We start from the raw sequence: 25,867 nt of genomic DNA, 5'->3' as shown, positions 1-25,867 counted from the left end.
TTTCACACCGAGTAAACCTTTTACCTTGTACCTTTCACCTTGTATCTTTTATCTTTTATCTTTTATCTTTTATCTTTCACCTTACTTCTCACCTTCACCAAAACGGTAAATTACTTTACCCGTTAATAGTTGATCATGACTGCCTTCATCAGAGGTAAAGTAGTTAACAAGGTCTGCTTGTAGTGCCCATTTTGCATTGAAGCGGTAATGTAACCCAACACCTGCATTGATTTGTAAGTTGTATTGATCATCATCTTTATCCCAAATCTCTTCACCGATACCAGCGGTTAAGTAAGGGCGTAGGTTAGCTTCGCTATTGAAGTAATATTGCCCATCAACACTAAATGACTCGTAAGTGTAATCTGGTGCAACAATACCTTCGAATAATTGCGTGGAGTTATAGTTCAAGCGAGCTGAAAATGCACGAGAGAAATATAAACCCAAGGAGAACTGCGCATATTGTTGGTTGATCAAGTTGCGTTTGTTGTCAAAATTAAGGTAACCCGACCCTAAACTGAATCCGATAATGCCAGTATTAACAGGGTCTTTTGAGTGACCAAATGAATAGCCATCATTGATGCGGCGTCTGCCACTGATACCCGATTCTGCAGGGCTAGTGTTATTGCCGAACGCATAGTTAACTTGGAACATGATCTGTTTGTCACCAGGATATTGCCCGAAGAATCTTGCTCGTTTAAACGAATGTATCCGGTACCTGCTTTGATTAAATCAGCACCAAATAAACGGTTAAAATTACGTCCAATGGAATCAATTGGATCAAGTAAAAATAACGCGGTATTACCTAAGTATTCGCTACCCATTACTGTGCCGCCGCCAGCCCAAATTTCACGCTCTTTATTAAATGCCCATTCACCATAAACCCAGCCTAATACAGGGGTAATGACAATATCTTGCATAGAAGGTGTTTCAGCAAAGGCTTCCACGCCATACTCCCAAAATACTGTAGACATTAACGCTGAGTATAAAAAAGCATCCCATTGGCGATAGCCAGATTTACGTGCCGTTTGATAGTAAGCACCGCCAAAGAAAGGGTGCATGACATAATTTAATATCACGTCATCTCGATCCCACACTGGGCCGTCAGTTACGTTATCTATCCATTTTTGAGCAAAACTATCATCATCGTCGCTATTCCAGTTAGTCACAGATTCTGGCATCACTGCCAATGCGGAAATAACACCTAATCCATAGTAAAAAATAGAGTTAGTTTGTGAGACTAAGCGAGCTCTATCTTCACCGTGTGTTGGTGAAAAGAGTGATACAGTATAAGGGTTATCGTAGAAGCTTTCTGGCACATCAAATTGTTCCCAAGATGAGTTGGTAAACGACGTTTGGTAGGCAGTTTCTTCTTTTGTAGGTTCAACAGGCGTTAGGTCTGGTAAAGGCGCAATGATTTGTTGGTCAGTGCCTGTATACTCTGGTGTTTCTTGTAATTGATTTTGCTCTGCTAGTGGCACTTGACTAGCGGTATAAATATCATCACTTTTTTTATCATTTTCTGCAGCGAATAAACTGGGTGTAGCTAATGCGAATAAGCTACAAAATAGATAAAGGCGACAATGTTGGATGATCAAAAGTAAATCCTTTTAGACTAGTAAACGTCTAGTAATGAGTCTGAGATATTTACTTTATTTAACAAACATAAATGTAATAGCAGCGACTGAGTGGCATGGAGAAAAAGTGCGCTTATTATCACGTTTTTTCATCTTTCTGCAATGTTTCATTTTTTAAATAGTTTCAAGCTGTAGATTTATTAGCATTCAGCCAAGGATACTTTTATCAGATTTGTTATGAACTTAATAACGATTGTAAACTCTATTTTTTATCTTTATTTAATTAGGTAAAACTATGCAGGCATCACGCCCATCCATTTTTTATATCGACTTTTTGCGTTTTATTGCGGCTATTGCCGTAGTGAGTATTCATGTATTAGGGCCTTTTCGTTATTTATATGGTGATATTCCTGATATTGAGTGGTTAGCTGCCGCTGGTACAAACAGTGTCACGAGATGGGCTGTGCCGGTATTTATGATGATCAGTGGCGCGTTACTGCTTTCTAGTAATAAGGTGTTTGAATGGCGTTATTATCTCACTAAGCGTGTAAACAAAGTGGTTATTCCCTTTATTGCTTGGACTATTATCTATGCGCTGGTGGGCGGCTTTATGCTTGATGGCATTTATTCTGGCGATTGGCAAAGTGATAAAGCACTGGCTATATTAACAAGCTCACCCACTGAGCCCGTTTGGTATCATTTGTGGTTTTTTTATGACTTTATTCCTTTGTATTTTGTGATCCCTTTTTTACTGCCTTTATTAAAACAAGCTAAACCCGATCATATTAAATTAGCGCTTGCCTGTTGGTTAGTCTTATTGACGATGCATTGGTTTAAAGTAGGGGATGTGTTGCAACAAAACCTTGTTTTGTATTCGGGATATTTAGTCTCCGGTTGGTATTTATTTAATCGAGATAACCGTCCACAGTTAACGTTATGGATAATGGCAGGTGTTGCGATGCTGTTATTAAACGTTATCGGTACTTGGTATTTAGCTTTGGATGAGGGCAGATATCGCTCGTTATTTATGGGCTATAAAACGCTGAATACGGCGGTTATTGCAGGGATGTTATTTGTACTTGCACAAACCTATGCAGAACGAATTCAAGGTAAATGTCGAGCACTCGTTACATTGATTTCTACTTACAGCTTAGGGATTTATCTTATCCATCCATTGTGGTTAATTCCCGTTAGGAATCTAAGTAATGGTTATTATGATGCCTTTATGACTAATTGGATTGCTATCCCAATGTTAACGATTATCGCGTTGGTTTTGTCCTTGTTTACCACTATGTTGCTGGTGAAAATACCTTTATTGAAACGGTTAGTTCCTTAAAAACATACCCTCTTAAAATAATAGCCTCTTAAAAAATAGTTTCTTAAAAGCACTGAAACTAGAAAAAACGATGCCAGTGACCTGAATAAGTCTGATTACTGGCATCGCTTAATAGACGATTAATCCTTGTTTAAAGGTTTGCTATTTAGCCTTAACTTTTTTATCAGCAAGCGTTTCATCTTTGAGGCTTTCTTCCACTATTTCTGTGGTCTCATCATCTAATTTAGCTGCTTCTTCTACAGCTAATAAACGCGCTTGTTCCTCTTCTTCTAATGCTTTACGACGCGCCTTTTCGGCCGCTCGTTGCTTTGCTTCTTCAGCTTCACGTTCCGCTCTGGCTTCAGCTGCAATAATCGCCGCTGCTTTTGCCTCTGCTTTGGCTAAGGCTTTTGCTTGGCGTTCTGCTTCTTCATCTAATGCTCTTTGTTCAACCGCACGCTCTTGCGCTTCTTTTGGTAGTAAGCTGATCAGCTCAATACCGACTGGGAAGTTAAGGTTGCTTTCACCGGAAATGATATTCAGCTCGCCTTCTTTGGTGATGTACAATAATGGCATTGCCGTTTCACCATAACGTTTTTTAAAACGCTCAAAGGAAAAGTTTTCAGTAATATTAGTCACTTTTATGATTGCCCCTTTAGCCATTAAGCTTGCTAGTTTCGCGTAAGAAACCCCTTCACCAAATAAGCTTAAACGCTTTAAATAACTTTCTGATAACTGGTGACGTGCACTGCTTATATCAGGGTTATTTAACCCAAATACTTTTTCTGTACCAAGCAAGTCTTGGAAATGGAAAGTCACTAATGGATTTAGTTGACGGTAAGGTGACATGACTAACACACGACCAATACCTCCCAAGTCCATAAAGTTACTGGCGTGTTCTGAGGCTGGATTACCAAAATAAACAGGGATATTCTGCATACGCGCTTTACGAATACTGTCCCAGTTATTATCAGTTAAAATCACTTTGATATGTTTAGAGATTAATAGCTTAGCTAATTCACGTGAGAAGGTGGACGCACCAAACATCAATAAGCCTTCGTTTGAGCCTTCTTTTACGCCTAAAAACTTCGCCCAAGGGCCGGCGGTTAAGCTTTGGATAACGACTGTACCGATAATGATCAAGAACACTAGAGGCACAATCGCTTCAGCGCCGTCTAACCCAACGGTTTCTAATTTTATAGCAAATAACGAAGAGATCGCCGCAGCAACAATACCGCGTGGTGCAACCCAACTTAAGAACCATTTATCCTTGCTAGAAAGGTTGGTACCTAGACCTGAAATCCATACACTCAATGGGCGAGCAATAAACATCGTGACTAATAACACGCCTAGACCTCCGAACCCTAGGTCGAGCATAGCGCTAGAGTCAAGCCTCGCAGCTAATAGAATAAACAGGGCAGAGATCAATAATACGGTTAAGGTTTCTTTAAATTCTAAGATATCTGCAATATCAACACCACGCATATTGGCTAACCAAATACCCATCACGGTGACTGTTAGTAAGCCTGATTCTTCTTGGATAATATTTGAAGCAACAAAAATACCCAACATAATCGTTAACACGGCAGTGTTACGTAAGTAATAGTGGAAATAAGTTCTTTCGAATGGCAATACCTGTTAAATAACCAGTCATCGCGCCTATACCAAAGCCAAGTGATAAAGTGATCCCTAAAGATTGTAGAATGTGTGATGTGGGGTCTGCATTAACCGCGATATATTCAAAGACTAAGACGGCTAGTAAGGCTCCGATTGGGTCAATGACAATCCCTTCCCAGCGCAGGATTCTTGCTAGGCTAGATTTAGGTTGAACAGTACGCAGCATAGGTACAATAACCGTAGGGCCTGTCACCACAACCAGCGCACCAAATAACATGGCAATCGACCAGTCAAAACCTAATAAGTAATGTGCGGCAGGGGCGATACAAGCCCAAGTAATGAAAGCTCCAATCAACACTAAGTGGCTGACCATTCGCCCATGCTCTTTAATCTCTTTGAAATTAAGCGTTAATGCACCTTCAAATAGAATGACCGCTACCCCGAGCGAGATAATGGGGAATAATAGATCGCCGAATAATTCATCTGGGTTTAATACACCCATCACTGGACCCATTAAAAGCCCACATAATAACAGTGGTAAAATCGCAGGTAGATGAAGCTTCCAGCCTATCCATTGACACAAAAGCGATAGCACACCAATTAATGCCAGCATGCCGGTGATGTGTTCAACCATATATATTTCCTTTTACAAATTATGTTGCTATACCAAGATAGAATATCTTGTTGTTATCTAGATGAGACGCTAACAGTACTGCTATTTATGATTCCTTTATCGTTTATCTGTTGGTTATACTGCTTGAAAGCACGCTGAGATCAGCTAAACATGACAACCTAGTTTAATTTTATCCGCTTATAGTACCACTTAAGTTAGCGTTTTATGTTACGGATTAGATATAGGGCTATTTGTCGCTACTTCAACCCTGTAAATGTTGTTGTAAATTGATAATCATCTGCGCCGTTGCACCCCAAATTAAATGGTTTTGATAAGCGCAACAATAGGTAAAGTGGCGTTTATGGTTAGCCACTAAATGTTGTTTAACAAAATTATCATTGTTTAATAGGTAATTGAAGGGCACTTCAAAGCAACTTTTTACTTCACTTTGGTCAATAATGACTTGTTGATGTTTGGCGACAAAGCCAATAAAAGGAGTGACATGGTATCCGCTAGTGGTCGTGATATCCGGTAATTGCCCCACTAATTGAATATGTTTTTCCTCAATACCAATCTCTTCTTCGGTTTCGCGTAGCGCCGTTTGCGCTAATGACAAATCGGATAACTCAAAACGGCCTCCGGGAAAGCTAACCTGCCACTGGGTGATGCCTTAAGTGCAAAGCACGTTGGGTTAGTATCATATGTAAGCCATTACTTCTTTGTATTAAAGGCATTAACACTGCCGCTTTTTTAAGTGGTCGAGGATGATGTTGAAGTTGTGCAAGATGAGAGGAGGAGAGGTAAGCGTCGCTTGCTGCAACATAAAACGGTTCAGGAACTGCTGTCTGTTCATTTGGTATACCAATTGCTTTAAATAAGTGATCTAAATTTTGCGCAGGAAAAATGGCTTAGTTCAAGGCGTAATTTAAGTTTAATAGCTGCTCTATTTGCGAAAATTACAACGAAGTAATAAGTTATTTTAACAAGTAAAATAGATCAATTACTTAGTGTGATTGGTATTAGCTTTTCCCACCTTAAAACAAAGTATTAAAATAGGCTATATCATTGATTAATACAATAACTGGTGAACAGATTAAATATCAAAAGGTGTTTATTACTTTTATAAAGCTAGTATTAAACACCTTTAAGTTACTTTTTAATTAAGTGGTTTAACCGCTTTTTTAGCAATTAATAGCGCACGTTTAGGCGCTGGGTGACCTTCGATGGTTTTAGTCGGGTCATTGGGATCTAGATAATCCTCAAGGGATTCATTTTTCATCCAAGCGGTGCTGCGTTGTTCGCCGGTTAACGTGTCATTAATATCAACAATGCGAACGTCTTCAAAGCCACACTTTTCAACCCATAATTTAAGCGCTTCAGCACTTGGCAAGAACCAAATGTTACGCATTTTGGCATAACGGTCAGCAGGCACTAATACGTCATCTTTATCACCGGCAATCACTAAGGTTTCTAATACTAGTTCACCGCCTTCTACTAGTTGATCTTGCAGTTGCGTAATATGGTCCATAGGCGATTTACGGTGGTATAACACACCCATTGAAAAGACCGTATCAAAGGCTTCCAATTTAGGTAACTCTTGAATCCCTAAAGGCAATAAGTGCACGTTTTGGTCTTTATTAGCAAAGTGGCGTACTGCTTCGAATTGGCATAAAAACAGTTCGCTTGGGTCAATGCCCACCACAAATTCGGCACCTTCTCCACGCATGCGCCACATATGATAACCACTGCCGCAGCCAACATCTAACACATAGCGGTATTTAAGCGGGCTGATATGCGGTAAAACACGATCCCATTTCCAGTCACTGCGCCATTCAGTATCAATATGCACCCCGTGAATATGAAAAGGGCCTTTGCGCCACGGGTGGAACTTTTGTAATAGGTTTTCTAACTTCTTGGTCTCACCTGTTGATAATTCACTGCCGTTACCGATACGCACTTCGTCTTTCAACTCAATGTGCTCACTATGGATAGTCGGGAACTTGTTTAATACACGAATCCAGCTGGCTAATGTGCCGTGCACATGGGTGTTTTCCCAGTCATGTAATTGTGCGGGTAAGTCGCGTAACCAATGGCTCAAACGGTTTTTAGCAATAATACTATAGAAGTTATTGAAGTCGATCATGTGTTGCCTTGCTGTAATATAATGATGATTAATCTTTAATACTGAGGATTGAACCAAAGTTAAAGCACTGATACCAAAGTTCATTGTGCTTAAACCCAGCTTCTTGGAGACGTTGATAATGTTGTTCAACGGTATCTGAAATCAGCACATTATCTAATGAAGAACGCTTTTGACTGATTTCTAATTCGCTGTAACCTTGACTGCGTTTAAAGTCTAAGTGCAAATCAATTAATAGCTGGTGGATTGTTGGATCTTCAAAAATAAATTTTTCAGATAAAATTAAAACGCCACCTGGTAATAAACCGTTATAAATATTGGTTAGTATCGATAAACGCTTCTCTGGTGTTAAAAATTGCAGAGTAAAATTTAAAACAACCACCGAGGCATTTTCAATCTGAATATTACAGATATCATCTTGCAATACCGTCACCGGTACCTCTGATTTATAAGCTTGGATATATTGTTGGCAGCTTTCTACCATGGCCGATGAATTATCCACGGAAATTATCTGGCAACCTTGTTGTTCATCTAGCCCACGACGCATAGATAATGTCGCCGCACCTAATGAACAGCCAAGATCGTACAAGTTAGAGTTATCTTGAGCACAACGGCGCGTGATCATCGCAATACTATTAATAATCTTTTCATAACTCGGTACCGAGCGTTTGATCATATCAGGGAAGACTTGCACGACCTGCTGATCAAAGCTAAAAAAGCTATCCACTTTTTGTAAAGGTTGACTAAAAATATTATCGGTTTGGCTCATAGGGCTGCCTAATTAATTAAAGTTTAAACTGGGTTGTTGAATTTGTATTGCCGCGCATTTTACTTAAATTGTGTGGCAGGGTCATTTTTTATTTAGCCATATGCCTCAAGGGCATTTTCTTTTATAATGTGTTGAATTATTTTGTAATGTATTTAAAAACAGGAATCGATAATGCGCACTATGTATTGTGGTGAAGTGACCGAGGCTAACATTGGTCAAGAAGTTGAATTAGTAGGTTGGATAAACAAACAACGCGATCTAGGTGGTGTAACCTTTTTAGATGTACGTGATCGTGAAGGCATTGTGCAAGTTTTCTTCGATAACGATACCCCAGAAGCGACAGCGATTGCAGCCACTGTGCGTAATGAATTTTGTATTAAAATGAAAGGTGAAGTACGTGCACGTCCTGAAGGTCAAGTGAACAAAAACATGACTACGGGTGGTATTGAAATTCGTGGTCTTGAGCTGGAAATATTAAACCGTGCTAAACCGTCTCCATTAGATAGCAACCAAACCAACTCTGAAGAGCAACGTTTACGCTACCGTTACCTAGACCTACGTCGTCCAGAAATGGCTGAGCGTATGGTATTCCGTTCAAAAGTAAGTAGCTTTGTACGTCGTTTCTTAGACGACAACGGCTTCCTAGATGTTGAAACACCTATCTTAACCAAAGCAACACCAGAAGGTGCGCGTGACTACTTAGTACCAAGCCGTACTAACAAAGGTCAATTCTTTGCATTGCCACAATCTCCACAGTTATTTAAACAACTGTTAATGATGTCGGGTTAGATAAATACTACCAAATCGTTAAATGTTTCCGTGATGAAGATTTACGTGCCGATCGTCAACCAGAATTCACACAAATAGATATCGAAACGTCATTCATGACCGCTGATCAAGTGATGGATAAAACCGAAGAGATGGTGGTTAAGCTTTTCCAAGAGATGCTAGATGTTGATTTAGGTTTATTCCCTAAAATGACTTACGCAGAAGCAATGCGTCGTTTTGGTAGTGATAAGCCAGACTTACGTATCGACTTTGAATTAGTTGATGTAGCTGACCTATTAAAAGAAGTAGAATTCAACGTATTCTCTGGTCCTGCCAATGATGCAGACAGCCGTGTTGCGGTTATCTGTGTACCAGGCGGTGCGTCACTTTCTCGTAAAAACATCGATGAATACGGTAAGTTCGTTAACATCTACGGTGCTAAAGGCTTAGCATGGATGAAAGTGAACGAAGTGGCTAAAGGCCTTGAAGGTGTTCAATCGCCAATCGCTAAATTCTTAAACGAAGAGATCGTTGCTGAAATTCTAAAACGCACAGAAGCGAAAGATGGCGACATCATCCTGTTCGGTGCTGACAAAGCCAACGTAGTTGCTGAAGCTATTGGCGCATTACGTCTGAAAGTAGCAGAAGACCTAGGCTTAATTAAAGATGAGTGGAAACCACTTTGGGTAATCGACTTCCCAATGTTCGAACCACTTGAAGATGGTTCATTAACACCATTACATCACCCATTCACAGCACCAATCAACTTAACGGCTGAAGAGTTAGAAGCAAACCCAGTCGGTGCTATCTCTAACGCTTACGACATGGTATTAAACGGTTGTGAGTTAGGCGGTGGTTCTGTACGTATTCACAAACAAGATATGCAAGCAGCGATTTTCCGCATCTTAAACATCTCTGATGAAGAAGCACAAGACAAGTTCGGTTTCCTATTAGAAGCACTACAATACGGGACACCACCACATGCAGGTTTAGCATTTGGTTTAGACCGTCTAGTGATGTTAATGACCAAAACAACCTCTATTCGTGAAGTGATTGCCTTCCCGAAAACAGCATCAGCGGCATGTCCGTTAACTAATGCACCGGGTTTTGCTAACCCAGCTGCATTGGCTGAGTTGAATATTGCGGTTGTGAAAGAAACTAAAGCTGAGAAAGAAGAGTCTAAAAGGGTTAATCCTTTTTTGATTTAGTTTTCTCTTGATAGAAAGGGAGATGATGTTGCTAGTGATAGTGATGTTGTCTCCCTTTTTTATGCTTTTTGAGGGCAGAGGGCGTCTGCGTTTATATATTTTCCTTGCTCCTTATTCCTTTCCCTTGTTCCTTTCTTCTTCATGACTTATATTTCATTTTTTATTTTAAATTGTTGATTAAAATGATAATTGTATTAGTCTAAGTCTATTATTAATCATTAGATGCTTGGCATCTTTCCGTTGGAAAGGTGATATTTTGTTATTTAATATGCTGTTATATGTTCTAAGGAAATCAAGTCTCGTGGATACTAATTTAAATGATCCTCTTTCTGAAGTTACGAGGAAAGAACGTAAAGTCTTGTTAGGGCTAAGTATGGTTAGTTTATTCTTTTCTCAAGCCGGTATTCTTCCTTCTAAAATAAGTGCATTAGGCATTGAATTGAAGACTACAGATCAAAACACTATCCTATATCTAATGTCAGCTGGTTTAGTTTATTTTATTGTCGCTTTTTCTCTATATGCTATGTCAGACTTTATGGTTTGGAAGAAAGCAATAAATCGAGATTATTTGTCTCAATTTCGAAAAATGGTCATTAATGATTATTCTCAAGGTCCAGATAATCCTATTGATTGCGATGTTGAAAGTGAAGAAGCTAGGTTATATAAAAAAAATAAAATCTGGGCTACTTTGACCAAACCGGTTTCAAAAGCTAGAGCATTCTTTGAATTTTTACTTCCGATCATTGTTGGTTTATATGCAGTAGTAATGATGCTGTTGAAAGCATCGAACATATAACAAGGCGTCTAAAACAGTTGGCTATTGTTCGTTCCTCACAAAATTATAGCTAACAATTTTAGTCCGCTTAATATGGGCGTTATACGTTTCAGGAGTTCAGTGTTGGCAAAGGTTATATTAAAAGGATTTATAGTCGTACCCGACTCAGATCTTGAGGTAGTAAAACGTGAGTTGGTTATCCATAAAAGTCTCACGTTAAAAGAGGCAGGTTGTCTTACCTTCACTGTCACACCTGATGAACTAAACCGTAACAAGTTTTGTGTTTACGAAGAGTTCATTAGTCAAACTGCCTTTGATAATCATCAAGCTAGAGTTAAATCATCTAAATGGGGTCAAGTAACTCACAATGTAGAAAGACATTACCAAATCAGCAGTGTTGACTAAACGTATAACAAAGCAATTAAAACGGAACTTTGATGCTCACCCACTTTAGTAGACACCTCCTCTATACACTGAGGAGGTGTCTACTAAAGTGGGTGAAGATCACAAAAAACAGTTGGTTGTTTTCGTTCCTCAACATTTTAACCAACAATTTTTAGCCCGTTAATGGGGCGTTAGGCATTTTGATGAGTCTGCATAGTTACTAGTTTGTAGTTAATATATGTTGAAGATAATCAATTAGTTGTAATTATTTTATGATTATTATTGGTCAACAGAATATAATTCGTATTGTCTTTTTAAATATTATAAGGAAATAGCATGGGTTTTTGGAACCAAATTCTAGATAGTTTAGCTAAAAAATTTGATTCAGTATTAAATCGTCCTTTTGAGAATAAATTTACTTGGTCATTATTTACTCTTGGAAGTTTATTAATTACAAGTTCTATGGTTTACAGTTATACAGCTGACGTTAAGGCGGAGTTAAAAAATAATGGCATTAGTTTTATATTCAATTTTGCATCAGGCCCTGAAATTATTCCAACTATTATCGGTTCATTATTAATTGGCTTTTCTATCGCCATTTTCTGGAAAACAAAAATACCGAAAACAAATAATACAAGATCAGACTTTCACAAGTTAGTAGAGAAAGGAATTGATTCATTTTCCGACTATGAAATTCAAAAGTCATTTAAAGCCGAATTCAATTATTTAGCTCCGGTTACAGCTATTAAGTTAATATTAAAGTTGGAAGATTCCCTCTCTAAATTCTTTGATTACAAAAAAGCTAGAAGTCACATTGATATTTCTAATGATATTTTTTCAATTAAGAAACCTAAAAAACTAAATTTGATTAGTGTTATTTCAACGTTTTTCTATTTTATATTTGCTTTTTTAGCAATGGCTTCATTACAACTCATAATTTGGTCCATCAAAACAAATAATAGTTCTGGCATACTTACCTTTTCCGTTTTGTTTTGTTGTTTAACTGCTGTTTCAATAACTAGTCTTAATACTTATAGTGAAACTGCAGCGGCTAGAAGGCTATCGAACACTGTTTAGTTCATGTGAAACATGCCTAACAAGTTAATCAACTGGACGTATTACGGTTGTCATCGTTTTTGCAAATGGAAATAACTGGACACCCATAAACTTTGACGAGTTATGAATACTCTTTTACCTTTTAGTAATGTAGTTTTCACGCGCTAAGAGGTCGTTGTTATGACGCAGTCCCGCCAATCACAAGTATCGTTATCTGATACGCCTTATTACCATTGTATTTCACGCTGTGTTCGCCGCGCTTATTTGAGGAAGGTGATCAAAATAGAAAGTGTGAGGCGTCCAGAAACTTTGATCATTGCTATTTTAAGGACTACCTTTTAGTTATAAAGCTATCCATATTAATAAATGTTGGGCTGTTCATCATTTTTAATGGCCTGTAACAATAATTAAATGGGGGGATTACGGATTTAAGATGGATTTACCTTACTCTTTCATTAGGTTTATTAGCGTCACTCTAATGAGAGAATATTGAATAACTAACATCTAATAGGGAGCAATAAGATGGCGATTAAAAAATATAAAATGGCTACTTCGACGTTATTACCCATTGCAATCGTTACCATGCTAATTGGTTGTAATACCACTCAAGAGTCAGAAGTTATAAATCAGGATATTAATGCAATGTCAGGTCAGGAAATATCAGCAACATTTTCTGGTAAAACGGTGCAGTGGTATTGGGAGAATGAAACGGGGACCCAAACTTATAATGCTGATGGCTCTGCTAAAGCAACTCGTAGTAAAAATAGAACAAAAACGGGCAAATGGTGGGTCGACAATGATAAATCTTGTCGAACATGGATTGATTATAATGTAGGTAAAACCACCTGTTACCAGATAGTCAATAAAGGAGATAATCAGTTTGATCTCTATTTAGACGGGGTGTATGTGTATGCAGAAAAAATCATAGAGTAGTGTGGATGCACAAACCTTGCTTATAGCTCACTTAATGCCAATTTACTTAATTTTACCCTTCACCTTGTTGGTTCTCATGTTATGAAGCAGGGGTTGTGACACTACCATGTTCATGTCACCCTTATTAGCAACTATAGTCAGTATAAAATAATATTGCTTTAATAAAAGGGGAGATGAGGGAGCTAGCCTTAATGGTATCATCTCCCGTTGTGTTTGCCTGTCATTGGTATTTAATTTATTGTTAAGTTACTGTGATTGTTACTTAAATAAATAACATTTTATCAACGCTACCCCTAATAAGTATGTAAAAAGGCATTGGATATGTTAGACATTTTAGCTATCGACCACATTGTATTAAGAACCACAAAGTTAGATAAAATGCTGCACTTTTATACTCAAATATTAGGCTGTCATGTTGAACGCGAAACGGATGCAGGCGTTGGACTGACTCAATTGAGAGCGGGTAATGCCTTAATTGATATTGTTACGGTTGATAGTGAATTAGGCGCCGTTGGCGGTGGTGCACCGACTAAAACAGAGCGGAATGTTGACCATTTTTGTTTACAAATAAAACCTATCTCAGAGCAAGTTATCATTAACCATCTTAAAGAACATGGGATAGAAGCAGGCGAGTTTGCCAGTCGTTACGGTGCTCAAGGGCAAGGGCGCTCTATTTATATCGAAGACCCTGAAAGTAACACGGTAGAGTTAAGGTGTCGCAATTTGTTGAACTAAGTGGGGTTAGGTGCATGCCTTGTCAGTTAATCGAGTAATAAAGGACTCAACTTGAAAATAGAAAGTAACCAACAATATTTTGACGTTTGTTTTGATAAACAATTATTTGTGTACACCCATCTATTTTGAATTAATTTAAAACGTAAACTATTTTTTAGATGTGCTTATTGTTGCATTTAGGAGGTAGTTTTTTATGACTCAATCCCGCCAATCACAAGTATCGTTATCCGATATGCCTTATTACCATTGTATTTCACGCTGTGCCCAATCGCCATCAATGTAGCTTGGATAATCTGTTCATCATGATAAATTCCTTAAGGAAATCGATGCATGATCGAGTCAGATTAATACGCTAACGCTTGATGGACAATTGGTTTTTCTCCTAGCTTAGTAAAAAATAAGCAAATGGTGAATTTTATTTACCTAACGAGTTGGCTGCGCTTTAAATAATACCTGTACGTAAATCAGGTAAAGTGCTGCAAGGACGGAGACAACAGCAAAAATAGACTGAATATCGCCTGGGATGATTTCTAAAAAAGAGGTTAGAAATTGCCCTAAAAATACTGCCATTGCAAAGTAAGAGAGGTTTTTGCCTCTTTGCTTTGACGCACTTCTTTCCACTGTGATGTGGTTTAAAAGAGGAATAGATAAACCAAAACCAATGCCAGAAAACACACCGCCAAGAATCAAGATGTAAGGGTTTTCGCCAAAGTAATAAGCGCAATGGGAGAACGCGTAAAACATGAAGGCGAGAGATAGTGTGCCTTTTTCTTTGCAACGAACGTATATTTTAGGCATAAAGTGCGCTGTTATGACCGCCATTAATGAGACAAAGGCGAGGAATAAACCTATCTTATCTTCTGTGTATCCAGAGTGTTCCATGGTAATCGGAAGTACAACAAAGCCAGCAAAGAAAAAGGTCATGGCGATGCAAGAGGTAACGAAAATAGGCTTTAGAGAAACCTGAGGTGTGTTTACGGACTCATGATTTGTTGTTACTGGTTCAGCTGGATATTTATTTGGAACGATTAGTAGCATCATACCTAAGAAAACCCACGCCATGGCGTACAGTAAGAAAGGCTGATTCCAACTATTAAGAGCCAACAATCCACCTACGAATAAAAATATTACGCCACCAAGTTCAATCGCCATACCTTGTTTTGCCATCATAGCGAGGCGTTTGTGACCAAAGTAAAACTGTGAGATTAGGGTGGTGCTACCGGCCATAGTTAACGCAGTTGCCGCGCCTAATAAGATGCGATTGATGAAAACCATTTCTGGACCATAGAGCCATTGCCCTGAAAGGCCCAATGCGCCATACAATAATAAAGCGATTGCAGTGCAATGATAAGCGCCATATTTATCGATAAGACGTCCTGCAAAAGGAGCGAAAATAACCACACCTAATGATGGCAATGTGATTAATAAACTAGCGAAGTCTTCCATACCAAGGTGTTGAGCAATGCTGGGTAACAGCTGGTGCAACAATGGACCCCACCATAATGGTTAAGCTGGAAATACACAGCAAGGTGAGACTCCCTAAAGTGGAAAGGTGTTTCATAATTTCTCCTGATAATAAGTGTTTGAATGAATTTGACGATATTGTAAGTGGTTGGGTTTTATATTAAAAATGATTTAATATGATGGAATCTATACGGTTTTTGTATGGATAAATACAGGGAGCGGACACGCAAAACTTTGGTGAGTTATCGTTATGCTTCTTTTTTAGTTATACCCAATTCACCTCAAGATGCTTAGTTCAGCGAGAATTTATTGTGCTTCAGGCAAGGCGCGGACTTGAAGGCATAGTCATTCTACGGCGAAAGTTTGCAACGCAGTATGAAGCACAATAAAACTCGCCCTCTGGGAGCTATCCAGAACTCACATTTCATCGTTATGCAGGCTTGAAAGGGAATGCCATTCCTTCGTCTGCATGCCTTGAACTGAGAGCTCTGGATGACTCTGAGTCAAGTATCTTGAAGTGGATTGGGTATATCGTTGTTACGTCTTTATTTGTGTGGCTAGGATAAATACATAGATAAGTTTTTTTGATCACAAAGGCGAGACACCTAGGCCTCTGAAAAATAATTAAAAGCGTTGTTTAAAAATAATGATGCGGGGTGTTTATAGAGGCTGTGCAGTCGTAATGAGTATTACGACTGCACTTTGACAGGTTTTTAATTAGCTTTACTTTGTTTCTTCTTTTTTAACATCAGAGTTTTCTGATTTCACTTTAGTCTCGGTAATTTCAATGTCTTCTGATTTCACTTCAGTTTCAGTGATTTCAACGTCATCATGTTTAACTTCAGTCTCAGTAATTTCAACGTCATCAGATTTAATTTCAGTCTCAGTAACTTCATCAGATTTAACTTCAGTCTCAGTAACTTCAACATCTTCAGGTTTAAGTTCTGTCTCGGTAACTTCTACTTCTTCTGAATTAACTTCACCTTCAGTGATTTCAATTTCTTGATTAGTGTTTTCTGCTTCTTTTAATAAAGGAAATTGAGTGGCCGCAGTTTCACCTAATAATGACTGTGATTGGTCTGCCATATGGCTGTAAAGCGCTTGATAACTAGTGGCGACTTGCCCCATTAATTCTGCACTGCTATTAAAGTGCTCATTGACTTGTGCTTTGTATTTTTCTAATTCTACTTTGTTCTTATCTAGTTCTGCTTGTTGTTTAGAGGCTTTTGCTTCTGCCCAGGGTTAAATGATAAATAAGAAAACCAATAACACCTCCAGCAATAAATGCTAAGAATAAAGGTATTAATTCATTATATTCGTTCATATCTATTTCCCTATATTGAACTTGTTGTAGAGGTAAGCATCAATGCTATTTATTAATAAAGTGATTTTGTAATGCTTTGATAATTTGTTAACTATACTATAAATAACTTTCATATCAGAAGATCAAAACAGAAAGTGTGCGGTAGCTAATAACTTAGGTGTGATATTTTTTGATTATACCTTTGAGTAGTGTTGCTTTTAGAGCATTAGTAAAGTTTTTGATGAGGGGAGAGTTTATTTTGTGGTTAACAAGTCATCTCTGATTATTTATTGACTATCACTAATGAAAAGAGAGACATGCTTAAATGTCTCGTAGTGTCGTGTATTGTTTAATTTACAATGATCAAACTGGTAAATATTGGTGGTCAATAATTACCAGTGATAATGACTAATCACAATGCCCAGCTGATTATTCTATTTCACTAACAAGGTATGCACCTTCTGGTCTCTCATAAACTGAGTAATCTGGTTTAGGGCTTTGTGTCATTCTATCGTTTATTTCAATCATTATGTCCATTTCATCGGCTGTCATATAACCATCGTCTTGCGTTGTAGACCATGTCATTGCGGCGCCGCCATCAGTAATCGTTCTAACAAATCGGTAAGCTTGTTCAACATCAAACATAAGTTCTGCTCTGGAACTGCTCCATGAATTTCTAATAGGAAACCATCCGTGCTTTAATGCATATTTACTTTGATCATAGGTATCCCAAGGCGTTTCAATCATGTCAGGAATAGTATATTCTTCATAAGCCCAAGAATTGGGTGGCGCACCTCTACCTAGTGGTGTGATATGTCCGTTAGTAAAATCCATGTATTCATTTGTGATGACATGTTTCACTATTTTATAGGCTGTATCGTCTTGATCATCTACACCGTCAGAATCAACGTACAAATAATCCCCGAGGTCATCGGTAAAATAGTGTTGGTTATAATTAATAGCGATGGCTAAATCCGGATCAACACTGCGGAGCATTGCGACAAAATCAGATACCTCTCCAGGTAAATTTCTTGAATTATCTAACCAGTATCCGTCCACTAAACCGTCGAAACGTTCTACATATCCTTTTGCTAAATTACGCCAAGCAGCCGCTTCATCTCCGTCCCACTCATTAGTATAGTAACTGTCCCATGCAGTTTGGATATCAGTATCGCCACGCTCTTCAGCCATCGAAGGACCTGCTGAATTTAAATAAAGAATTACTTTTTTACCCGCTGCGCGATATATATTAATAACATCAAGAATGATTTGCTCGTTTTCTATTGAGGGGACCATATCTGGGTGAATCGCTGATACATCTACATTATTATTAGTTCGTAATGTAAATAAGTGTCCGTGAGCTGGGTGAGTAAATGACGTTATGACATAACTTGCGGCAGGGATATTAGCAACAATTTCTTCTGCTCCGGCTTGCCAATTAGAAGAACCTGCGGATTTATCAAGTTTATAACCACCGTCAACACGTTGTGTTATTCCCCAATTACCAGCCATCCAACTCGCGTTGTGTTCAAGGGCAGCGCTTTCCGTTTCACTTTCCTCATATGAATCAATAATACTTGTGGACTCAGCTTCACTACTACTTCCACAACCTACTAAAATGGTCATAGCCATTAACACTAGTAATCTTAAGTTTATTTTGGTCATTGTTAAATTCTACTCATATTAAATAAATGGTAGCCAATACATGATCTTTACTGACTAACTATATAGTATAGTAAAATTTACATAATATTGTTTTTAAATGTGGGTAATGCTCATTGTTAAGTAACTTTGTGTATTCCAAGTAAATGTAATGGATGTATTTGAAATCCATTAGCTCATTTTTTTAGTCATCACTCATCGCTAATTCAGCTTCGATTTGTTCAACGTAATTCTTTGTTGAAAATAATGGTAAAGGGCGACTTAAACCGAAAAATGCGTTGATATGTTTAATCGCCGGTAACTTACCACTTTCTTTTAATACAGCTGTGGTTGTTACCTTGAGCTCAGCTAAATTGATGCCATGTTCTTGGGCGAATTTCTCCACTGGTTTATACGTGGTTTTTTCTGAAAAAATATTTGCGAAGTCGCTGTATCCCATTATTTTGTATCCTTAAATATCATTGTTACTGTTATGTTGGCTGTTCTTATAGAGCATTATTACTGAAGTCATAAGACCAGATCGCCAAATAAGGGAAGTATGTGACATCCATAATTCTTTGACCACTTATATTTTAAATTTTACCTTGTACGATGGGGCATTAAATAACATAAGATTAAGGGGTGTTGAGGTTAGTAATGGGGTAAACCGTTTGGTTATTATGCTTAAAATAAGTATTGTGTATAGGGATAACTATTCAATTCTCTAAACTTTTAAGTGAGTTGATTGAGGAAGTTTTTTAAGAGGAATCATTAAATGAATGAGATATATACGCAAGCTATTACCGTATTTCTTGGTTTTTTTGCGATCATGAACCCCATTGCAAATACCGCTGCGTTTGCTGGCCTTGCTGGAGATAAAAGTAAAGCGGAACAAATTAAAATTGCAGCGAAAGCATTGATAATTACATTCATCGTTATCGTAGCTTTCTCGCTACTTGGTAAAGCAATTTTTCATTTATTTGGTATTACTATTTCTGCGTTGAGAATAACCGGAGGTATTTTAGTCTTTCTGGTTGGGTATCATATGCTTAATGGCAGTGGTTCTAAATTACATTCTGCAAAAGAACATGAAGAAGCTGATATCGCAGTCTCACCTTTGGCTGTTCCCTTGCTTGCTGGACCTGGAACGATTGCCACTGCGATGAATTATTCTTCTTCGGGTGAAATCTCTGGCATATTAGTCACTATCTCTGTGTTTGCTGTTTTGTGTATTATTACCTTTGTGTGCTTTATTTTCAGTTCTAGAATTTTAGCTGTGATAGGAAAGGGCGGCTTAGGTATTGTGACTCGATTAATGGGGCTGATTCTGGCTGTGATAGGTATGCAAATGATCATTGAAGGTGTGACTGAAGTTATCAATACCATTACTTAACGAATATTGTTGAGCTATTGATCAATTTAGGCTGAATTAAACTAATTGCTCTATTAAAAAGAGGCTGTTTAACAGCCTCTTTTTTAGTTTATGATGGCTTAATCATTAACAAAGAGTTGCTAACTTATGCTGTTTTCTCTTTATTGTTAATTAACTTTTCTTCTCGGTGCGTTAAAGATTTATCGCTTTGATTAATTGAAATCTTCTTCGGTTTCATGGTTTCTGGGATCTCTTTAACGAGGTTAATATTTAATAAACCATTGGCTAAGTCTGCGCCTGTTACCTCAACATAATCTGCTAAATTAAATTTACGTTCAAAGGCTTGGTCAGGTATTCCCTGATGCAGGTATTTACGCTCCTCTTGCGTGTTTTGTTTGCTACCTGAAACCGTTAATACTCCTTTCTCAACTTGGATATCCAGCTCTTCTTGTGAAAAGCCTGCGACAGCTAATGAGATGGTGTAGTTATTTTCACCGAGCACTTCGATGTTGTAAGGTGGGTAACCACTCGTTTTTGTGTCTGTGGTTAATGCGTTATCAATTAGTGATGCTAAACGATCAAAACCAACGCTGTTACGGTAAAGGGAGTTAAATCAATCGTATTCATAATAAGTTCTCCTAAGAGTAAATAAAATAAACCAATAGACGATGAAAATATTAATAGTCCATCGCGTCCACCATTATTATTTAGGGGCACTAAAATTTGTTTTCAATAGGAGATTTAAAATTTTTTTATTGAAAGACAGCAATCGTTGGGGAGGTGTGGGTAATCATGTTGTGTTTAGGTATAAAAAAGGAAAACTGAGTTTTCCCGAATCATTATAATTTGAACCCAGCGTTCACAGCAAAGTCTTAAAATGCGTTGCGGTTTGCTAGGTAATTATCTGCAAAGGCTGTAATAGCATCATGGTCATAAGGTTTTAAACCACCAACTACTACTGTTTTAATACCACGGCCGATGATTTTATCACCGTCATAAATATCAAAATGTAAGAATTCGTTAGCACGTTTTGATTCAACTTCTAGCTTACTTTCAGCTAATTCTACACGCAGAGGGTTTGTTAACGTTAGGCTATCAAACTCAAAACTCATGCTGTTGTACATTACTAATGGACGAGCAGGATTAAACATCACTTGATGTTTTTTCATTAACGGCATTAATAGTGTTGGGAAGTTTTGACCAGAAAAACCACATAGTTTTTAATCAGAGACTCAATTAATACTAAATCTTGTGTTGTTTCACCTGACTTGTTGATTTCTAGTACGCTTTTGCCTTGTGCATTGGTAACAACAATGTCGTCGCTTGTTGCTTCAGGGAAAGTTAATGGAATATTGTCTCCCACCATATTGGTGAAAGTGAAGCTCATTGATTTGCTTACACCGTATTCTTTTAATGCTAATGAAAACAATAGATCGCCAGGTACACAGAATCTTTTTGAGTCAGGGTCATGAATAGGGTTGAAGTCTTGGCATTCTTTTTGGCAAAGATACTTGCTTGCTCTGCACTGATGGTGATGTTGCTGTCTTGCTGGATATAATAAGGATCTAGTAACATTTCAGCTCTCTGATTTAAAACATATGAATAGGATAAAGCATGCCAAATAACGGCGTAACTTCACATTTTATAAAAAAATGGCAGATTTGGAATAGCAGAACTTGAATTAGTTAAATATTGGCGTTGATCCTGCTTATGTTTGTTAGCAGCGCTTAATCTAAAATAATGCAGTTATATTGGCAAATGACCTGTTTTTACTAGAATAATTGTTTCTTCCTCAACAAACGGGTTATGTTCACTCATGTGTGGGCTACGAATCCAAGTATGCTTAGGGTAAAGACCAAACTCATCTTGGAAAGTTCCTGAAATCACTAATATCTCTTCACCTCCAAAATGTTTATGAGGTTTGAAGTGTTCGCCAGCTGGCCATTTTACTAATGCGGTATGTTGGCCTTCAAAGTCGTGTAGTGGCATCACTTGTAAGTTACCAATTCCTTGTAACCAAGGTGCTTGTTGTGTATTGATACGAACAGATTCCAGGTCTGCATCATCGAATTGATTAAGCTTTACAAAGATTAAACAGCCTGGTTCACTAAAAGGTTTATGTCGACTATTTGGAGGATTACGCAGGTAAGTACCTGCGGGGTAATCACCATCTTGGTCAGAGAAAACACCTTCTAGCACAAATATCTCTTCACCCTGTGGGTGAGGGTGTTCACTGAAATATGACTTAGGTGCATATTCTACAATGCTAGTGATATGCACTTCATCTTCAGACCTGGCTAATGGTTTACGCAATACTCCTGGCATTGGACTGTTTATCCAAGGTTGCTGTTGTGTATCGATGACTACTTTTTCGGTGAAGTCGATATTAATATTAGCCATGTTAATCCTAGGTGATGATTGTTTTATTTTAAGCTTCGTAGCTAATTGGGTCGGTTAAACCATTGCTAGCAAAGGCTTCTAAACGTTCTTTACAGCTACCACATTGACCACAGGCTTTTTCTCGACCGTTATAACAAGTCCAAGTTTTGCTGTAATCTAAACCCATTCTTAAGCCATCTTTTAAGATGCCTACTTTATCGCTCTTTAAATATGGAGAGTGAATTTGTGTTTTTTCATAATTAGCCACTGCTGCTACTTCATTCATTTTATCAACGAAGATAGGGCGGCAATCAGGGTAAATCTCATGGTCACCTGAGTGAGCTCCGTAATAGACTTGCTCAGCGCCAATCGAGACCGCATAGCCGATAGCTAACGAAAGTAGGATCATATTGCGATTAGGCACCACGGTATTAACCATGTTGTTATTGTCATAATCACCGGTTGCGACTTCAATGGAGCTGTCTGTTAAAGAAGACCCGCCAATCAGCTGGTTAATTGCAGTAATGTCGATAATTTTATGGTTGATGTCCAGTGATTGACATACCTCACTAGCGACTTGGATCTCTTTTACATGGCGTTGACCATAATCAAAAGTCAATGCAAAAGGGGTTAATCCTTCTTCAATCGCTTTGTGTAAAACAGTATAAGAGTCCATACCACCAGAATAAATAACCACGACCTTTTTGCTCATAACGCTTGTGTTTCCTATTGTATTCACTTATAAACAGCCCAAATAAAAAGTGAGCAAGTATATTTCAAAGAAGGCATGTTACGTCAATGAGTCAAAACTATAAAGTAAATGAACTATTTCAAACCATCCAGGGCGAAGGTTTTTACACCGGAGTGCCTGCTATTTTTGTTCGTTTGCAAGGTTGTGATGTTGGTTGTGCATGGTGTGATACTAAGCATACTTGGGAAATTGATCCGGATAAAAAGTCTGATTTAGTGATTGTTACGGATAAAAGTAATGAGTCTGACCGTTGGGCTGATTGTTCGGCTAAAGAGATTGTTGATGAGATAAAACGTTTAGGTTACACCGCTAACTTAATTGTGATCACCGGTGGTGAGCCTTGTATGTACGACCTACGAGAGCTAACACAAGTATTACATGAATTTGGCTTTTCCATTCAAATTGAAACCAGTGGAACTTACCCTGTATTGGTGGATCAACAAACTTGGGTGACCTTATCACCAAAAGTAAATATGCGTGGTAAAAAAGAGGTATTAAAAGAGGCTCTACAACGCGCTAATGAGATTAAACACCAGGTTGGCACTGAAAAGGATATTGAGCAGTTAGATGCACTATTAGCAAAACTAAAGTCAGTATCTGATAAAACTATTAGCCTACAACCCATTTCACAAAAAGCCAAGGCAACGGCATTATGTATGCAAGTGTGCATTGAGCGTAATTGGCGTTTATCAGTGCAAATGCATAAATATTTACAGATAGATTAATCTATTAGTATTGGTTGTATTTTGTTGAGTAAGTTTGCCGAGGCAGTGAAGTGTTAACCTTGTTTATTAAGGCTCACAGAGGTTAACACTCGTTATTGATTTACTCAGTTTCAGTCGCTTTATATTGTAATTTGTAAAGTGCGCTTCACTCATACCATGGGTGAATTGATTATAAACACCGGCTTTAAAGTAGCTTAACAGATGACGCCAGTAATCAATATCATGTTCAACAAGACGTTTGCCATCGACATCAATCACTAATTGTTTATTGCCTACTGTGATATCAAAGGCCGTCGCTTTATCGGTTGCTGCTTTACCTAAATCATATTTTTTATAAGCGACGTCTGCTTTGCACATCTCTTTATCTTTATTCTTCTTACCAAAGGTTCCTTTACAAATCACTGCGTTGTTTTTCACAATACCCCAGAAATGGCCTTTTACACCGTCATTATTTTCTTTCCAGACCACGCGTAACAGTGGATGAGGGACATTATGTGTACCTTGGTTATCTAACCCTTTGTTGTGTACCTGGAGAAAGGTGATTTCATTTTGCTTGGAATCAGAGTCCTTCATGGAGCCGATTGGGTCAATGAGTTGTACCTCAGCACTCAGTGTGTAGTGCTTGTTTGGTAAGTCGGTACGAAAATTATTATGTACACGTACTTCATTGCGCAGGTGTGTTTCTTTCATTTTAAACACTAAGGCTTCTGACTTTTTATCAACATAGAAATACGGGCTAACAATACCGCTAAAGTCACCATCTAATGCAAAGTATTCTTTGTTACCTTTTTTACCTTCAGGGTCTGATATCTGTAATTCTGAGGCTTTTAATATAGATTGAAATTGCGGGTAGTTAACGGGCTCTCCTAATACTCCATCAGGGTTGGAAAAAGTCACGTTTGCATGCGCGACAGAAGTGAATGCGAGTAATGCAGGGATAATAAAGCGATGTTGTTTCATAGTTAATTACCTTAGTCATTCTAATAATTTAGTCATATTGTAGTATTTATTGAAATTAACATATGCAAACATTCAGTGATGAGCGTGAGCGCAACTTTTTATCATAATAATTCGCTTTTTTAATTGTTTATGACCTAGCGCGTAATCTTAAAGGCTTGTTGTTGTGGCGTAATCAGTTATGCTCAAAACTCTTTAACGATATTTACAAAGGAAAGGTTATGCGCATTACAGCTAATTTCGACTCGGGAAACATTGAAGTCATTAATATAGAAGATAAAAAAGATGTTCAATTGGCTATTCGTCCAGATGTGGGTAACGAGTTTTTTCAATGGTTTAACTTCCGTGTAGAAGGCGAAGTGGGCGAGCAATATGTCATGAATATTGTTAATGCGGGTGAAGCGTCTTATTTAGAAGGTTGGGAAAATTACCAAGCTGTTGCTTCCTATGATCGTCAACATTGGTTCCGTTTACCTACTTTTTATAAAGATGGTAAATTAAGCATTGTAGTTAATATGGACTGTGAAAGTATTCAAATCGCTTATTTTGCACCTTATAGCTACGAACGTCATCAAGACTTGTTAGCGGCTGTGCAGATGCACCCTTTGGTTAGCCTTGAGCATTTAGGCGAAACTTTAGATAAGCTTGACTTAACGTTAGTAAAAGTAGGCGATGATGACCCTAACAAGCGTAATATTTGGGTCACTGCTCGCCAGCATCCAGGTGAAACCATGGCAGAATGGTTAGTAGATGGACTGTTACACAGTTTATTAGACAGTGATAATGCAACCGCTAAACTATTATTAGATAAAGCTAATTTTTACATTGTGCCTAATATGAATCCAGATGGTAGTGTACGTGGGCATTTACGTACTAATGCTGCGGGTATTAATTTAAACCGTGAGTGGTTAAACCCAAGCCTAGAGAAAAGCCCAGAAGTCTTCCATGTGATTAATAAGATGAAAGAGACTGGTGTTGATCTGTTTTATGATGTGCATGGCGACGAGGCGTTACCCTTTGTATTCCTTGCTGGCTCACAGGGCACACCAAGTTATAACGATAGATTAGCGAAACTGCGTGATAGATTCTCTGATGTCTTTAAGTTAGCCACTGCGGATTTCCAATCTGAATTTGGTTATGAGATAGATGCGCCTGGTGAAGCAAATATGACGGTGGCAACAAACTGGGTGGCTGAACAGTTTGATTGTTTAGCCAATACTCTAGAGATGCCGTTTAAAGATAATGATAATGTACCTGACCCAACGATGGGGTGGTCTCCAGAACGCTCTATCAAGCTGGGCGAAGCATCATTAGTGGCGATGTTAGCAGTCGTGGATGAATTACGTTAATTGTTAGATTAACATCAAAAGAGCCACTTATTGATATTG

20 protein-coding genes and 5 pseudogenes are annotated in these 25,867 nt (G+C 38.1%); 10 read left to right on the top strand and 15 right to left on the bottom strand.

The window, feature by feature from the left end; all coding sequences use genetic code 11:
• Nucleotides 1–81: 81 nt before the first annotated feature.
• Nucleotides 82–474 carry an outer membrane beta-barrel protein gene (locus tag ACLKL2_RS06280; protein ID WP_413693764.1) on the bottom strand — a complete coding sequence of 131 codons (393 nt, stop codon included), beginning with the start codon at nucleotides 472–474 and terminating at the stop codon, nucleotides 82–84.
• A 35-nt stretch (nucleotides 475–509) separates the two neighbouring features.
• Entirely contained in the window at nucleotides 510–1,595 is a 1,086-nt protein-coding gene (locus ACLKL2_RS06275; protein ID WP_413693763.1) for a DUF3943 domain-containing protein, read from the bottom strand.
• Nucleotides 1,596–1,869: 274 nt separating this feature from the next.
• On the opposite strand from ACLKL2_RS06275, the gene ACLKL2_RS06270 reads away from it, so the two are divergent.
• Complete coding sequence (locus ACLKL2_RS06270; RefSeq protein ID WP_413693762.1) at nucleotides 1,870–2,910, top strand: acyltransferase; 1,041 nt, start codon at nucleotides 1,870–1,872, stop codon at nucleotides 2,908–2,910.
• Nucleotides 2,911–3,051: 141 nt separating this feature from the next.
• Here ACLKL2_RS06270 and ACLKL2_RS06265 read toward each other — a convergent pair.
• The 4 genes and pseudogenes from ACLKL2_RS06265 to cmoA form a co-directional block, all read right to left on the bottom strand.
• Nucleotides 3,052–5,140: pseudogene (locus ACLKL2_RS06265) on the bottom strand (cation:proton antiporter).
• A gap of 241 nt (nucleotides 5,141–5,381) precedes the next feature.
• Nucleotides 5,382–5,786: an NUDIX hydrolase gene (locus tag ACLKL2_RS06260; protein ID WP_413694266.1), complete on the bottom strand. Its 405-nt coding sequence runs from the start codon at nucleotides 5,784–5,786 to the stop codon at nucleotides 5,382–5,384.
• A 489-nt stretch (nucleotides 5,787–6,275) separates the two neighbouring features.
• Nucleotides 6,276–7,262, bottom strand: a complete 987-nt coding sequence (gene cmoB / locus ACLKL2_RS06255) for a tRNA 5-methoxyuridine(34)/uridine 5-oxyacetic acid(34) synthase CmoB (RefSeq protein ID WP_413693761.1) — start codon at nucleotides 7,260–7,262, stop codon at nucleotides 6,276–6,278.
• A 28-nt stretch (nucleotides 7,263–7,290) separates the two neighbouring features.
• A complete protein-coding gene (gene cmoA, locus ACLKL2_RS06250) occupies nucleotides 7,291–8,028 on the bottom strand; it encodes a carboxy-S-adenosyl-L-methionine synthase CmoA (protein WP_413693760.1) in 738 nt (245 codons plus the stop codon).
• A 171-nt stretch (nucleotides 8,029–8,199) separates the two neighbouring features.
• Here cmoA and aspS point away from each other — a divergent pair.
• From aspS to ACLKL2_RS06220, 6 genes and pseudogenes are all read left to right on the top strand, one after another.
• A pseudogene (aspS, locus tag ACLKL2_RS06245) lies at nucleotides 8,200–10,004 on the top strand (aspartate--tRNA ligase).
• Between the two features lie 301 nt (nucleotides 10,005–10,305).
• Complete coding sequence (locus tag ACLKL2_RS06240; RefSeq protein WP_413693759.1) at nucleotides 10,306–10,800, top strand: hypothetical protein; 495 nt, start codon at nucleotides 10,306–10,308, stop codon at nucleotides 10,798–10,800.
• Nucleotides 10,801–10,902: 102 nt separating this feature from the next.
• The gene (locus ACLKL2_RS06235; protein WP_413693758.1) at nucleotides 10,903–11,184 is read left to right on the top strand and encodes a putative quinol monooxygenase; all 282 of its coding nucleotides are present in this window, start codon (nucleotides 10,903–10,905) and stop codon (nucleotides 11,182–11,184) included.
• A 315-nt stretch (nucleotides 11,185–11,499) separates the two neighbouring features.
• On the top strand, nucleotides 11,500–12,240 hold the full coding sequence (locus tag ACLKL2_RS06230; protein ID WP_413693757.1) for a hypothetical protein: 741 nt from the start codon (nucleotides 11,500–11,502) through the stop codon (nucleotides 12,238–12,240).
• 501 nt (nucleotides 12,241–12,741) lie between these two features.
• Nucleotides 12,742–13,152: a hypothetical protein gene (locus ACLKL2_RS06225; protein WP_413693756.1), complete on the top strand. Its 411-nt coding sequence runs from the start codon at nucleotides 12,742–12,744 to the stop codon at nucleotides 13,150–13,152.
• Nucleotides 13,153–13,473: 321 nt separating this feature from the next.
• A complete protein-coding gene (locus ACLKL2_RS06220) occupies nucleotides 13,474–13,887 on the top strand; it encodes a VOC family protein (RefSeq protein WP_413693755.1) in 414 nt (137 codons plus the stop codon).
• 423 nt (nucleotides 13,888–14,310) lie between these two features.
• Here ACLKL2_RS06220 and ACLKL2_RS06215 read toward each other — a convergent pair whose 3' ends face one another.
• From ACLKL2_RS06215 to ACLKL2_RS06200, 4 genes and pseudogenes are all read right to left on the bottom strand, one after another.
• A complete protein-coding gene (locus tag ACLKL2_RS06215) occupies nucleotides 14,311–15,375 on the bottom strand; it encodes an MFS transporter (protein WP_413693754.1) in 1,065 nt (354 codons plus the stop codon).
• A 699-nt stretch (nucleotides 15,376–16,074) separates the two neighbouring features.
• Nucleotides 16,075–16,566 (bottom strand): annotated as a pseudogene (locus tag ACLKL2_RS06210) (ZapG family protein); the annotation flags it as partial.
• 517 nt (nucleotides 16,567–17,083) lie between these two features.
• On the bottom strand, nucleotides 17,084–18,286 hold the full coding sequence (locus tag ACLKL2_RS06205) for a hypothetical protein (protein WP_413693753.1): 1,203 nt from the start codon (nucleotides 18,284–18,286) through the stop codon (nucleotides 17,084–17,086).
• Between the two features lie 214 nt (nucleotides 18,287–18,500).
• The gene (locus tag ACLKL2_RS06200; RefSeq protein WP_413693752.1) at nucleotides 18,501–18,755 is read right to left on the bottom strand and encodes a hypothetical protein; all 255 of its coding nucleotides are present in this window, start codon (nucleotides 18,753–18,755) and stop codon (nucleotides 18,501–18,503) included.
• Nucleotides 18,756–19,070: 315 nt separating this feature from the next.
• Here ACLKL2_RS06200 and ACLKL2_RS06195 point away from each other — a divergent pair, with 315 nt between their 5' ends.
• The gene (locus ACLKL2_RS06195) at nucleotides 19,071–19,688 is read left to right on the top strand and encodes a MarC family protein (protein ID WP_413693751.1); all 618 of its coding nucleotides are present in this window, start codon (nucleotides 19,071–19,073) and stop codon (nucleotides 19,686–19,688) included.
• 124 nt (nucleotides 19,689–19,812) lie between these two features.
• On the opposite strand, the pseudogene ACLKL2_RS06190 reads toward ACLKL2_RS06195, so the two are convergent.
• From ACLKL2_RS06190 to queC, 4 genes and pseudogenes are all read right to left on the bottom strand, one after another.
• Nucleotides 19,813–20,294 (bottom strand): annotated as a pseudogene (locus ACLKL2_RS06190) (Hsp20 family protein).
• Between the two features lie 245 nt (nucleotides 20,295–20,539).
• A pseudogene (locus ACLKL2_RS06185) lies at nucleotides 20,540–21,182 on the bottom strand (DUF3581 family protein); the annotation flags it as partial.
• 231 nt (nucleotides 21,183–21,413) lie between these two features.
• Entirely contained in the window at nucleotides 21,414–22,067 is a 654-nt protein-coding gene (locus ACLKL2_RS06180; protein WP_413693750.1) for a cupin domain-containing protein, read from the bottom strand.
• Between the two features lie 28 nt (nucleotides 22,068–22,095).
• Entirely contained in the window at nucleotides 22,096–22,758 is a 663-nt protein-coding gene (queC, locus tag ACLKL2_RS06175) for a 7-cyano-7-deazaguanine synthase QueC (RefSeq protein WP_113818610.1), read from the bottom strand.
• Between the two features lie 86 nt (nucleotides 22,759–22,844).
• Here queC and queE point away from each other — a divergent pair, with 86 nt between their 5' ends.
• Nucleotides 22,845–23,522 (top strand): 7-carboxy-7-deazaguanine synthase QueE, encoded by a 678-nt coding sequence (gene queE / locus ACLKL2_RS06170; RefSeq protein ID WP_413693749.1) that lies wholly within the window; start codon nucleotides 22,845–22,847, stop codon nucleotides 23,520–23,522.
• A 66-nt stretch (nucleotides 23,523–23,588) separates the two neighbouring features.
• On the opposite strand, the gene ACLKL2_RS06165 is transcribed toward queE, so the two are convergent.
• A complete protein-coding gene (locus ACLKL2_RS06165) occupies nucleotides 23,589–24,482 on the bottom strand; it encodes a polysaccharide lyase family 7 protein (RefSeq protein ID WP_413693748.1) in 894 nt (297 codons plus the stop codon).
• A gap of 218 nt (nucleotides 24,483–24,700) precedes the next feature.
• Here ACLKL2_RS06165 and ACLKL2_RS06160 point away from each other — a divergent pair, with 218 nt between their 5' ends.
• Nucleotides 24,701–25,828, top strand: a complete 1,128-nt coding sequence (locus tag ACLKL2_RS06160; RefSeq protein WP_413693747.1) for a M14 family metallopeptidase — start codon at nucleotides 24,701–24,703, stop codon at nucleotides 25,826–25,828.
• Nucleotides 25,829–25,867 lie beyond the last annotated feature (39 nt).

Origin of the sequence: Psychromonas sp. KJ10-2 (assembly GCF_047323255.1) — a bacterium.
In the GTDB taxonomy this organism is placed as follows: Bacteria; Pseudomonadota; Gammaproteobacteria; order Enterobacterales; family Psychromonadaceae; genus Psychromonas.
This window is presented reverse-complemented; position numbering and strand designations above follow the sequence as displayed.

Coding starts and splice junctions, on each gene's coding strand:
- ACLKL2_RS06270 (WP_413693762.1), top strand. CDS start 1,870: ATGCAGGCATCACGCCCATCCATTTTTTATATCGACTTTTTGCGTTTT.
- cmoB (WP_413693761.1), bottom strand. CDS start 7,262: ATGATCGACTTCAATAACTTCTATAGTATTATTGCTAAAAACCGTTTG.
- cmoA (WP_413693760.1), bottom strand. CDS start 8,028: ATGAGCCAAACCGATAATATTTTTAGTCAACCTTTACAAAAAGTGGAT.
- ACLKL2_RS06230 (WP_413693757.1), top strand. CDS start 11,500: ATGGGTTTTTGGAACCAAATTCTAGATAGTTTAGCTAAAAAATTTGAT.
- ACLKL2_RS06225 (WP_413693756.1), top strand. CDS start 12,742: ATGGCGATTAAAAAATATAAAATGGCTACTTCGACGTTATTACCCATT.
- ACLKL2_RS06220 (WP_413693755.1), top strand. CDS start 13,474: ATGTTAGACATTTTAGCTATCGACCACATTGTATTAAGAACCACAAAG.
- ACLKL2_RS06205 (WP_413693753.1), bottom strand. CDS start 18,286: ATGGCTATGACCATTTTAGTAGGTTGTGGAAGTAGTAGTGAAGCTGAG.
- ACLKL2_RS06200 (WP_413693752.1), bottom strand. CDS start 18,755: ATGGGATACAGCGACTTCGCAAATATTTTTTCAGAAAAAACCACGTAT.
- ACLKL2_RS06195 (WP_413693751.1), top strand. CDS start 19,071: ATGAATGAGATATATACGCAAGCTATTACCGTATTTCTTGGTTTTTTT.
- ACLKL2_RS06180 (WP_413693750.1), bottom strand. CDS start 22,067: ATGGCTAATATTAATATCGACTTCACCGAAAAAGTAGTCATCGATACA.
- queC (WP_113818610.1), bottom strand. CDS start 22,758: ATGAGCAAAAAGGTCGTGGTTATTTATTCTGGTGGTATGGACTCTTAT.
- queE (WP_413693749.1), top strand. CDS start 22,845: ATGAGTCAAAACTATAAAGTAAATGAACTATTTCAAACCATCCAGGGC.
- ACLKL2_RS06165 (WP_413693748.1), bottom strand. CDS start 24,482: ATGAAACAACATCGCTTTATTATCCCTGCATTACTCGCATTCACTTCT.
- ACLKL2_RS06160 (WP_413693747.1), top strand. CDS start 24,701: ATGCGCATTACAGCTAATTTCGACTCGGGAAACATTGAAGTCATTAAT.